Source organism: bacterium (assembly GCA_021372535.1).
Taxonomy (GTDB): Bacteria; Latescibacterota; Latescibacteria; order Latescibacterales; family Latescibacteraceae; genus JAFGMP01.
Window position 1 is genome coordinate 1 of the sequence record JAJFUH010000026.1, and the last position, 10997, is coordinate 10997.

Genomic DNA, 10997 nt, shown 5'->3' on the forward strand with positions numbered 1-10997 from the left:
AAAAGCGCTGGAACAATTATTTGTGAAAATACCGTGAATACAATTTATGTTATCAACATTTCAACACTTTCAACAAAGAAAAAAGTAACAAAAAAGAAACTACAACTACTGTAAACATTTTTTAGGACTTGACAGGGGATGTCCGAAGGACAGGGGGATCACTTATGCCTTATGCCTTATGCCTTGTGCCTGTATTTACATCTTTGATGCCCTCATCAACAAAACGGCTGAGAATACATTCCTTCAAAGGTTTCCCCAACCACAAACCATTTCTCAAGTATTATTTGACTTGTCTCTCATTCCTGTTTTCATTACACTAAAATTACACATTTTATAAAAAAACAACGGGGAGGTTGTATGAATCCTGTTCTGGGGGTATTCCTCCATGCGCTCGGCGGGTATGCCGCCGGAAGTTTTTACATACCGTTCAAGAAGGTTCGCAACTGGGCATGGGAAAGCTACTGGCTCGTAAGCGGTGTTCTGGCGTGGATGATTGTCCCGTGGATTGTTGCCGGACTGACCGTGCCGAACCTCTGGCAGGTTCTTTCGTCGGCGCCCGCCGGAAGCCTGGCGGCATGTTATGTGTTCGGCGTCCTGTGGGGAGTCGGCGGCCTGACATTCGGCCTCTCGATGCGGTATCTGGGCATGTCCCTCGGGTATGCCATGGCGCTCGGGTACTGTGCGGCGTTCGGGACTATCATGCCGCCCATCTATTTCGGCACCTTCGGCGGCCTTGTCATGAGCACCTCGGGCCGGGTGACCCTCGGCGGGGTTCTCGTCTGTCTCGCAGGAATCGCTGTCTGCGGCTGGGCGGGCATATCGAAGGAGCGCGAGCTGTCCGATGCCCAGAAGCGGGAAACCATCCGTGAATTCGACTTCAAAAAGGGTTTGTGGATAGCGCTGTTATGCGGTATTATGAGTGCGTGCTTTGCCTTCGGCATTGCCGCGGGCAAGCCGATCGCTGCCCATGCCGCCGCCAACGGGACCGCCTCTCTGTGGGTCAACAGCCCGGTCTTCATTCTCATCATGGCGGGCGGATTTACCACCAATCTCATCTGGTGCCTGATACTGAACGCGAAGAACCGCACTGCGGGAAACTACCTGCACAGCGGCGATGCCTCGCTCGCGCTCAATTATTTCTTTTCCGGGCTTGCCGGAACGATATGGTACTTCCAGTTCATGTTCTACGGCATGGGAACGACCAAAATGGGCAAGTACGACTTTTCGAGCTGGAGCATCCATATGGCCTTCATCATCGTATTCAGCAACATCTGGGGGCTCATTTTCAGGGAATGGAGGGGTTCGAGCGCCCGGACGCTTGCCATCGTCATTTCCGGCATTCTCGTGCTTACTCTGTCGACCGTGATCATCGGCGTGGGCAATTATCTTGCCTCGCTCGGCATGTAAGATATTGACTGACGACACCTGAATTCACATTGAATGTATTGTACTCCGTTGATGATAAATTGAATACAAACCGTTGAATCCTGTGAATTTTAAACCCGTTGAAAAGCCCCGCGGTCACAACCGTTTTTAGGAAAAAGAATGGGTGCTGTTCGAGCGAGCCGTAGGCTCGTGAGTTCACACATTCCCGAAAAACGGGCAGTGAACGGGGGTAAAGGCTTTTCATGGGCACCCTTTCCTTTGGAAACTTTCCTTTGGGTGTGCAAAGGAAAGTTTCATAGTAAAGATGTTCTGAAATAAATGGAGAGGCTTCAGGTAAAAGGTGCTGTCTGGCTGTCATTCCGATGTAAAAAGGTTGGGAAAGATATTTTTAAAGGAAAAAACGAAAGAAAGTTTTTTATCTTACAAAGTATAGTTTAGGGAGGAATGTTCATGAAAAGCGAAACGATTACCGAAAAAGACAGGGCAAGGGCGAAACGGTGCCTCGAATGCCCTGCCTGCAGTAAAGCCCGTGAGCAGCAGAAGGGATTCATCTTCTGGTTTGTCAAATCCATAGAGAGCCGGTTCTGCCCGTACTGCAGGGCCTATGAACGTGTCTACAGCCGTAAGGCGCACGAGCCGGTGCCTGCCGGATAAATGGTGCATAATGCTCTTTGACATTGAATATCATCATGTATGGAACGGTGAGCGGAGAAAACCGATATGGAACATAAAAGAGAAACAATGACATCACGCGAGCGTGTCCGCGCGGCACTTAATCATGAAATTCCCGACCGTGTGCCCATCGATTTCGGCGGGTTTCAGACGGGGATTCACCGGGGCGCCTATGAACAGTTGATACGGCATCTTGGTATCAGTGACGATATCGTCATTCTCGACCCCGTCCAGCAGCTCGCTGCGCCGTGCGAGGAGGTTCTGAGGCGCTTCCATGTGGATGTGCGGTATGTGTGTGCGCATGGCCCTGACAGCTTCAGGGGCGGTATCGAGCGGAATGAGCGGAACGGGATGCTGTGGCATGATCTCAGGGATGAATTCGGCGTCGTATGGTCGATGCCCGACGATCAGAAGCTGTACATGGATATTACCTGTCACCCGCTGGCGGAAGCGACGGTGAAGGATGTCGAAAACTACCCGTTTCCCGATGGAAGCGACAGGAGCCGTTTCACCGGTGTGAGGGAAAAGGCCCTGAAACTCCGTAACGAGACCTCGTGCGCCGTCAGCACTGGCATCGGCGGTGTGGTGTACGAAACCTGCTGGTATATGCGGGGGCTCGAACAGTGGTTCATCGACATGCTCACCGAACCGCAGTTCTGCGAGGCGCTCCTCGACCGTATGCTTGCATTCTGGACTGATTACTATACCGGATTCATGGCGGAGATCGGCGATCTTGTCGATGTGGTCATGGTGGGCGATGACCTTGCCGGACAGAGCGGGCCTCTCTTTTCGCCCCGTTTATACCGCTCGGTCGTGAAGCCGCGCCAGAAGAAGCTCGTACAGCATATCAAATCCCTGACCAGCGCGAAAATCTGGTACCATTCCTGCGGTTCGATATACGAGTATATTCCCGACCTTCTCGATAACGGGGTCGATATCGTCAATCCCGTTCAGATCGGTCTCGTGAACATGGACCCGCACGATCTCAAGAAGGAATTCGGCAGCCGCATCGTGTTCTGGGGCGGAGGGATCGATGCCCAGCATGTGCTGCCCTTTGCCGGTCCCGAAACGGTCAGGGAGCATGTCCGTACCAATGTCGGGATATTCAAGCCGGGCGGGGGATATGTCTTCAACAACGTCCATAACATCCAGTATGGCGTGCCGCCCGAAAACATCGCGGCGCTGTTCGATGCCGCGTTCGAATTCGGGTTTTATTGATAATACTTGTATGTTGTCGCTATTATATAATACGAAGTTGTTTTCAAAGTACTACAATTACTGACCCGGATTATTCGTGAAAGTATTTCACCATACTCGCCGCGCTGCGCTGCGTTGCAGCAGGAAGGCACAAAAAGTCATAACGGATTGTTTTATACATGACGAAATAATTGTTCGTGTTTTTTTATTGTAGGGGCAACCCACTGTGGTTGCTGTAGGGGCAACCCCCCGTGGTTGCCCACTGTAGAAAAAATCCGCGTTCAAAATTTATGAATAGATCGGGCTAAATCGACCTCCCTTGGCTGCGCTGTGTCCCCCCTGACAGGTGAGATGCCCGAAGGGCAAGGGGATCATATTCGATAACCAGTGTTATTGTACTTATTTGAACGCAACTTTGTATAATAAAAAAACGGAGGCGGGAGAATGAATAAAGTCACTCTTTTTCTGTTCTGTGCGCTGTGTATGGCAACCGTACTTCCAAGCTATGGAGAGCCGATGAATATCGATGAGCTGTTGACCGTGATCAAAAACGGTGTATCGGGTAACAGAGCCCGTGATTACACCATGAGGCTGTGGCAGTATGATAAGTGGTCGACGCTTCCCATGTGGCAGAAAACCGCGAAGGAAGCCCAGACAATCATGCGCGAGCGTGGTTTCGACGAGGCCGAGATTGTCAACACCCCTGCGGATGGCGCCACACACTTCGGTACCTGGACAAACCCGATCGGGTGGGATTGCCGTCAGGCGACCCTTGAGGTCATTGAACCCGCCAGTCTGCCCGATGAATTCCGGTATCTCTCCAATTATCTCGACAACCCGACCTCCCTCAACAATTACAGCTGTCCGACTCCGCCGGGAGGAATCGAGACTGAGCTTGTGCTGTTCGAGAACATGTCGGCCGATGATATGGGCAAACTCGATGCGCGCGGGAAAATCATCCTCGTTTCGGGAAACTCGCGCGGGCTCAAGAAATATCTCGATAAAAACGGCATTCTCGGAATCGTGAGCGATGAGATCGAGGGCCAGAACAGGGATTTCATCACGGCGAACCAGTGGCTGAACGGCTGGAGCGACATGTACGGCGGCTGGCAGATGTACGCATCGGACAGCAGAAATAATTTCGGCTTCTCGATATCCCAGAAAAAGGGCGCCTATCTCCGTGACCTCCTCCGTCAGGGGAAAACAATCAAGGTGCGGGCGGTAATCGACAGCCGCTATTTCACCGATGATTCGCTGCCCTATGTCACCGGCGCGATAAAGGGCAGCGGAAGCGAGGGCGAGGATGTGCTCGTGGTGAGCCATATCTACGAGTGGGGGGCAAACGACGACTGTACGGGCGCCGCATCCGACCTCGATGCGCTCGGTACGCTCAACGATCTGATAAAATCGGGCGTTCTGCCGCGGCCTAAGCGGACGATACGCATGTGGCTCGGGTTCGAGAAGTATGGTTCGATTGCATACACCGTCAACAATCTCGACCGTATGAGAACGAAAACCATCGCCGCTCTGTGCTGCGATACCCCGGCGGAAAACTGGGATTCCGCGACAACGGCGTTCATTGTAACGATGAATTTCAACGCCTGCCCGTCCTTTACCGATGCCCTGTTCCCGGAGGTTCTGCGACGGTTTCATGAGCGGTATGCTCCGAACAGGCTCTGGAAACAGGTACCCTTCGAGTCGGGGCTCGACAACTTTTTCGGTGACCCGGCTATCGGTGTTCCCCTCAACGCCGTTTCGACAGACAGCGGGGGGCACCTCCATCATAACTCGATGGACACCATCGAAAAAGTCGATCCGCGGACGCTCCATGCGCTCAGCACAATCGATGCAGTCTACCTCTACTACCTCGCGAACGCCGGAAACGATGAAATTCCCCTTATCGCCCGCCTGACCGTTAAGCACGGCATGGAGATGCTGCTCGCCATAACCGATGGCCTGAAAGCACGGCTTGCGGATGCCCGTGACGGCGCTGAGCTCGGGAAACAGCTCGCCGATGGCGTCCGCATCATCGAGTACCATACCGGCCTCCGTAAAGATGCGCTCCGCCGCGTTGAACGGCTCGTTTCCCATGATAAAACCGCCGAAACACAGGCATATCTGGCGGGATATTATACTGAGCTCGACCAGTACGGGAAACTGATGGCCGACCAGTTCCGCACGGCTGCCGGGAACAGAGCGAAGGCCGGTTCGTTCAGGATCGTCAAGTACGTGAAACAGGAAGGCCCCTGGGAACGTGAGGCGGCAACCATCATCCCGAAGAGGACACAGGTCGGCACGCTGACCCTCGAAGGCATACCCTATGAGGAGTGGAAAGAGGTAAAATCCTCGCCGCGCTGGTGGTCGGCAAACGAGTGGGCCACCGCTTCCTACTTCTGGTGCGATGGCAAACGGAATCTCAACGATATCAAGGAGTTGCTTGAAATCGAGGCGGGAGTGCCCGTAACCGGTTTCGATCTCATCACGTTTTACCGTTTTCTCGAAAAGTATAAACTGGTCGAATTTGTCAGGTGAACCCGGTATGAAGCCGCAGACGTCATAAACGAATAGAACACGGATCGGGCGGATGTACGCGAATTTGTTTTTAATGCTTCAATGGATATATATGTAAAAAAGTCATACACGACATTTAAAACGCATTCAAATCCGGAGAAAATCCCCCTTAATAAGGGGGATGTCTGAAGGACAGGGGGATCAATTCTCTCCACATAATGTAATTACAGGAGATGATAACCATGGTGAAAGGGACGGTATTTTTATCGGTTGCTGTTTTTTGTCTGATGATGATTCCCGCAATGAGCTGTGCGACGGACCTCGACGAGCTGGTCCGGGTTGTCAGCCGCTCGGTTTCGGGCAATCGGGCACGCGATTATACCATGCGGCTGTGGCAGTATGACAAGTGGAATACATTTCCCATGTGGAAGAAAACGGCCCGCGAGGCTCAGGCGATCATGAAAGAGCGTGGTTTCGACGAGGCCGAGATTGTCGATACCCCTGCGGATGGCGTCACCCAGCACGGCACATGGACAAATCCGATAAGCTGGGATGTGAAGCAGGCAACCCTCGAAGTCATCGAGCCGAAAGGGCTTCCCGACGAGTACCGCCTGCTCTGCAATTACCTCGACAATCCAACCTCGGTCAACATGTTCAGCTGTCCGACACCGCCGGGCGGGCTTGAGACCGAGCTCGTGCTCCTCGAAGATTCGGACCCCGGAGAGCTCGATAAAATCGATGCCCGCGGTAAGATCATCCTCATTTCATCGGGCCCCGGCGGTTTCAAACGATACCTTGACAAGTATGGCATCCCCGGGATTCTGACCGATACGATCGAGGGCATCAACAGAGATTTCATCGACGCGAACAACTGGAACAACACCTGGAGCGACCGTCCGGGCGGATGGCTCATGAACGCCGCCGACAGCAGGAACAATTTCGCATTTTCCATTTCCCAGAAAAAAGGGAACTATCTCAGGAACCTCCTGCGGCAGGGGAGAACGGTTAAAGTCCGCGCAGTAATCGACAGCCGGTACTACACCGACGATACGCTGCCCTATGTGACCGGGTGCGTGAAAGGTTCGGGCGCCGAGGGCGAAGATGTCCTCATTGTCGGGCACATGTACGAGTGGGGAGCGAACGACAACTGCACCGGTACTTCCGCAATCCTCGAATCTATCGGCACGCTCAACGATCTCATCAGGTCGGGCGTGCTTCCCCGTCCACGGCGGTCGATACGCGCATGGCTCGGGTTCGAGATGTACGGCTCCATGGCGTTTACCATGAACAACCTCGAACACATGCGGACAAAAACCATCGCCTGTGTCTGCTGCGATACTCCCGCCGCGGATTACGATGCTTCGACGACCGCGTTCAACATCTCGATGAATTTCAACGCGTGTCCCTCGTTCACCGATGCGGTCTGGCCGGAAGTCGCGGGTAGGTTCTACTCAAGGGACAACCGGTACAAGCTCTGGAAAACGCTGCCCTTTACCTCGGGCCGTGACAACTTTTTCGGCGATCCCCTGATCGGTGTTCCCCTCAACTCCATATCGATGAACAACGGCGGACATCTCCATCACAATTCGATGGATACGATCGATAAAACCGATCCTCGCACGCTGCGCGACCTCGGCATTCTCAACGCGGTCTACCTCTACTACATTGCAAACGCCGGGTATGACGATGTCCCGGTTATAACGAATCTGACGTTCGACAGGGCGGTGAACGTCATCCTCGAAAAAAAGCGGGAATTCAGCGACCGTATTCCGTCCGTTAGTGACGGCGCCGGGATGGGGAAACTTCTCTACGATGGAACGAAAACGATAGAATACTATACCGCTCTCGAGCAGAAAGCCCTCGCGGGAATCGAACGCATCGTGAGCTCCGACCGTCAGCCTGAAGTCCGCGCTTCCCTTGCACGGTATATCAAGAATGTCGGAGAGTTCGGAAAGCTGATGACCGCGCAGCTCCGGGACGAAGCGAACGAAAAGGCAAAGGCCGGCTCGATAAAGATTGTCAAATATGAAAAACCGGAAGGCCCCTGGGAAAAAGAAGCGGCCGGAATTGTCCCCAGACGGACGAAGGTCGGCACGTTGACGTTTGATGGAATTCCGATCGAGGAGTGGAAAGAGGTGCGTTCGGCTCCGAGCTGGTGGTCATCGAGAAGCTGGGCGGCGTCTTCCTATTTCTGGTGCGACGGGAAGCGTAACCTGAACGAGATAAAAGACCTGATCGAGTTTGAAGCAGGCGCTCCCGTCAGGAACTTCGACCTGATAGAGTATTATAAATTTCTGGAAAAGTACAAGATGGTCGAGTTTGTGAAGTAATATCGTGTTTCTGGTTTATCTGAAAACACGTCTGCGGATTCCGGTGCTAAGGCCCCGGTCTGGTGCCGGGAGTCCCCGTGATGCAGTCATTCCCGAATCTTTAATCGGGAATCCATACACAATCTGCATACATTTTCATCCTTCGTTGTGACCGTGTATGGTCATGGGAGTTATTATACAACATTATTATGAAATGATTTACGCCTGATATAATACGATCGGAGAATAAAATCGTAAATCTGAAATCTGAAATTGTAAATCGTACACATGATTGTACACTGTTAAAATAATCTCTTATATACATCAAGTTCTTTGTCGAGATACCGTGAAAGGAGCAGATATGGCTAAAAACGGTTTTTTCATAGCCTGTGCGGCGGTTTTAGTACTTTTCCTGCCGGACAGGGGCGATACTGCGGAAATACAAGAACTATTACCCGTAGTCCGGCGTGAAATAAAAGGCGACCGTGCGCTCGGATATGTGAGGCGGATATGGCAGTATGACAAGTGGTCGACGCTTCCCATGTGGAAAAAATCGGCGCAGGAAGCGTGCGCTATCATGAAGGAGCGCGGTTTCGACGAGGCTGAGGTTATCAACACGCCTGCGGACGGTGTCGCGAGCTATGGCACATGGACCAATCCGATCGGGTGGGACTGCGGGGAGGCGTCGCTCGTTGTCACCGAACCGGCCGATATCCCCGGCGAGTATCGTTTTCTGGCAAACTACAAGTACAATCCATCGTCGCTGACCTTCTTCAGTTGCCCGACTCCGCCCGAAGGTATCGAAGCGGAAATAGCAGTGCTCGATAAGCCCGACCCGGAAGCGCTCGGCAGGCTCGATGCGCGCGGGAAGATTATCCTCGTATCGTCGGGCGCCGGAAGACTGAAACGGTATCTCGACCGGAACGGAATATATGGGGTCGTTTGCGACAACGAGATAGAAGGACATCCCGAAGCGAACGCCTGGCTGAACACCTGGAGCGATTCTCCCGGCGGTTGGCTGATGAACGCAGCCGACAGCAGGAACGGTTTCTGCTTCGCGATATCGAAGGCAAAGGGGGATTATCTCCGTAAGCTGATAAGCGAGGGGAAAACGGTTAAAGTCCGTGCGATGGTCAAAAGCAGGTATTTTACCGATGATGTTCTGCCCTATGTCACCGGATGTATCCGCGGCTCGGGCAGCGAAGGTGAAGAGGTGCTCATTGGAGGTCACCTGTTCGAGTGGGGAGCGAACGATAACGCGACAGGCTGCGCGGTCATGCTCGAGACGGTCGGCGCCCTTAACGATCTTATCCGGTCGGGCGCCCTGCCGAGGCCCAGACGGTCGATCCGTATCTGGATGGGGCAGGAGATGTATGGTTCGCTGGCGTTTGCCGAGGGCAATATCGGGCGTCTGCGAAAGACCCTCGCCGCGGTATGCTGCGATACGCCCGCGCCGGATTACGAGCTTCTGTCCTCGACCATCAGGGTGTACATGGACTGCAATGTGTGCCCGACATTTACCGATGCGGTGTATCCGGAGGTTTTCAGAGCTTATTACCGGAGCATCCGGTCGAACAAGGTCATTATCATTTCCCCGTTTCTCGGAGGTACGGATACATACTTTTGTGAGCCGATGATTGGCGTACCCACGAATTTTGTCTACATGGAAAACGGGTCGCCGCTTCACCACTGTTCGCTCGATACAATCGACAAGGTCGATGTCCGTTCCCTCCGCGACCTGTGCGTCACCAACGCCCTGTACCTCTATTACATGGCGGATGCAGGACTGGATAATGTCCCGTACATGGCGCAGCTTACGTTCGACAGGGGAGTACAGGTCATTCTCGACAAGACCGCTGAAATGAAAGCCCGTCTGGCATCTGCTCAGGACGGCGAAGCGCTCGGAAAGGCGATGGCGGAAGGGGTAAAAGCCATCGGGTATTATACCGGCCTCCAGAAGGATGCGCTTACCAGTATCGAACGTGTCGTTTCCGCCGATGAGAAAGTAAAAGTCAGAAAAATGACGGCGCGCTACATTGAAGATACCGGTGCGATCGGTGAAATGATGAAAAAACAGTTCACCGCTTCTGCGGAAGAGAAGGCAAAATCCGGAAATATCAGGATAGTCGCATACAAAGAAAAATCCGGGCCATGGGAACAGGAAGCGCGGACGATTGTCCCGAAACGGAAGTATTTCGGCTCGTTGACCCTCGATGGGATTCCCGTGGAGGAATGGAAAGAGGTGAACTCTTCCCCGCGGTGGTGGTCGCCGGGATCGTGGGCAGCCGCATCGTACTGGTGGTGCGACGGGAAACGGAATCTGCTCGAAGTCAGGGAATGCCTTGAACTGGAAGCTGGGTATCCCGTAAAGAACTTCGATCTGATAAACTACTATAAGTTTCTCGAAAAACAGGGATTTGTCGAGTTTGTTAAATAGGGAGGCATCTGCGGACGAAAAAGCATAAGGGTTCCTCTATAAATTGATTTTGTAACGAGATTGAGCGAACCGTTGCCAGACGAGACCCGAACATTGAAATCACCGGAATCGTAGCATCTACGCTACTTTGAGGATGATTTCAGTGTGAGAACGATGTATGGCGGCGGTCCAGCCAATCATAGTAGAAATCTATTTTTAGAGTTGCCCATAATATTCAGTGTAATATGATCGCTGTCATACTGAATGTATTTCAGTATCTTTTCAGCCCGATTTTATCTGAAAATGTATCTGCAGTTCACGGTGCTGAAACTTCGGCAAGGTCTCGGGAGTTTTATAACGCCGTCATTCCCGAATCGTTAATCGGGAATCCATATCGACTGCATACATTTTTCAGATAAAACAAAATATTGCATGAATTATTTTTCTTCGTGTTCTCCGTGTCTCCGTGGTGAAATATGTTACGATATTTTCAGATAAATCTGTTT

The 10997-nt window shown here is 52.5% G+C and carries 6 protein-coding genes; all 6 read left to right on the forward strand.

Annotated features, from left to right (window positions below):
• Positions 1–357 precede the first annotated feature (357 nt).
• The 6 genes from rhaT to LLG96_02515 all read left to right on the forward strand — a co-directional run bounded on the left by rhaT (position 358) and on the right by LLG96_02515 (position 10512).
• A complete protein-coding gene (gene rhaT, locus LLG96_02490) occupies positions 358–1407 on the forward strand; it encodes an L-rhamnose/proton symporter RhaT (protein MCE5249069.1) in 1050 nt (349 codons plus the stop codon).
• A gap of 429 nt (positions 1408–1836) precedes the next feature.
• Positions 1837–2040 carry a hypothetical protein gene (locus tag LLG96_02495; protein MCE5249070.1) on the forward strand — a complete coding sequence of 68 codons (204 nt, stop codon included), beginning with the start codon at positions 1837–1839 and terminating at the stop codon, positions 2038–2040.
• 66 nt (positions 2041–2106) lie between these two features.
• Positions 2107–3276: a uroporphyrinogen decarboxylase family protein gene (locus LLG96_02500; protein ID MCE5249071.1), complete on the forward strand. Its 1170-nt coding sequence runs from the start codon at positions 2107–2109 to the stop codon at positions 3274–3276.
• A 423-nt stretch (positions 3277–3699) separates the two neighbouring features.
• On the forward strand, positions 3700–5787 hold the full coding sequence (locus tag LLG96_02505; GenBank protein MCE5249072.1) for a hypothetical protein: 2088 nt from the start codon (positions 3700–3702) through the stop codon (positions 5785–5787).
• 221 nt (positions 5788–6008) lie between these two features.
• The gene (locus LLG96_02510) at positions 6009–8096 is read left to right on the forward strand and encodes a hypothetical protein (protein MCE5249073.1); all 2088 of its coding nucleotides are present in this window, start codon (positions 6009–6011) and stop codon (positions 8094–8096) included.
• Positions 8097–8436: 340 nt separating this feature from the next.
• The gene (locus LLG96_02515) at positions 8437–10512 is read left to right on the forward strand and encodes a M28 family peptidase (protein ID MCE5249074.1); all 2076 of its coding nucleotides are present in this window, start codon (positions 8437–8439) and stop codon (positions 10510–10512) included.
• Positions 10513–10997 lie beyond the last annotated feature (485 nt).

What these genes read in the sequence shown, in the direction of transcription:
- rhaT (MCE5249069.1), top strand. Translation starts at nt 358, where the DNA reads ATGAATCCTGTTCTGGGGGTATTCCTCCATGCGCTCGGCGGGTATGCC.
- LLG96_02495 (MCE5249070.1), top strand. Translation starts at nt 1,837, where the DNA reads ATGAAAAGCGAAACGATTACCGAAAAAGACAGGGCAAGGGCGAAACGG.
- LLG96_02500 (MCE5249071.1), top strand. Translation starts at nt 2,107, where the DNA reads ATGGAACATAAAAGAGAAACAATGACATCACGCGAGCGTGTCCGCGCG.
- LLG96_02505 (MCE5249072.1), top strand. Translation starts at nt 3,700, where the DNA reads ATGAATAAAGTCACTCTTTTTCTGTTCTGTGCGCTGTGTATGGCAACC.
- LLG96_02510 (MCE5249073.1), top strand. Translation starts at nt 6,009, where the DNA reads ATGGTGAAAGGGACGGTATTTTTATCGGTTGCTGTTTTTTGTCTGATG.
- LLG96_02515 (MCE5249074.1), top strand. Translation starts at nt 8,437, where the DNA reads ATGGCTAAAAACGGTTTTTTCATAGCCTGTGCGGCGGTTTTAGTACTT.